This is a genomic window from Micromonospora sp. ALFpr18c (assembly GCF_008868155.1).
GTDB lineage: Bacteria > Actinomycetota > Actinomycetes > Mycobacteriales > Micromonosporaceae > Micromonospora.
In genome coordinates this window covers 1-828 of the sequence record NZ_WBKR01000435.1, presented here as the reverse complement: position 1 = coordinate 828, position 828 = coordinate 1, and the positions used below count along the sequence as shown (strand labels likewise).

Here is an 828-nt window from a genome sequence, read left to right as displayed (position 1 = left end):
GGGTCGACGGCGCCGGCGCCACCCACGACTTCCTCGAACACCTGCACGAGATGAACACCGCGTTCCGCACGGTCCGGTTCACCGTCGGGTGGACCATCACCGACGCCGACGAGACCGCGATCGCCGCACTACCCGTCGAGGCATGGACCGACTCGCTACGCCAGGGCGGCGAAGCGACCGCGACCGCCGGGGTCGCGGAACTGACCGGACTCAACGCCCGCGCCGAGAAGTGGCTGCCCGGGTTGCGGCTGATCGCCCGCCGGACCCGGCCCGCCGCCCGACACCAGAAGAACCTGACCGCCCTGGAACGCGCAACCGGGTGGCGCTACGCCATCGTCGCCACGAATATCACCCGAATGCGGGGCATTCCGGGCTCGCATCATCCGCAATGGCTCGACGCGCTACACAGAAGCCACGCCACGGTCGAAGACCGAGTGCGCACAAACAAGGCCATGGGACTACGCAACCTGCCGTCGAAATCCTGGACCGTGAACCGAGGCTGGGTCCTGGCCGCGAACATCGCCGCGGACCTCACCGCCTGGACCCGACTCCTCGGCCTACACGACCAAAGCGACCTCGCCCACGCCGAACCCGAAACCCTGCGCTACCGGCTCCTGCATCTACCCGCCACCCTGAGCACCCACGCCCGGCAACGCACCCTGAAAATCGCCGAAACCTGGCCCTGGACCGACGCGTTCATCCTCTGCTGGCAACGCCTGAACGCCCTACCCACACCCACCTGACCAGCAACAACCGTCCCAGCGAGCCGGAAAGGGCCGCACCCCGGGAATCGGAGACCCGGCACACCGTCGTGACAGACGACGCACA

General features: G+C 68.2%; 1 protein-coding gene. It reads left to right on the top strand.

Features of this window, described 5'->3' with window-relative positions; all coding sequences use genetic code 11:
- The coding region (locus F8271_RS31570) for a transposase (RefSeq protein ID WP_192580560.1) at nucleotides 1–743 on the top strand (743 nt) is incomplete at its 5' end.
- Nucleotides 744–828: the final 85 nt, after the last annotated feature.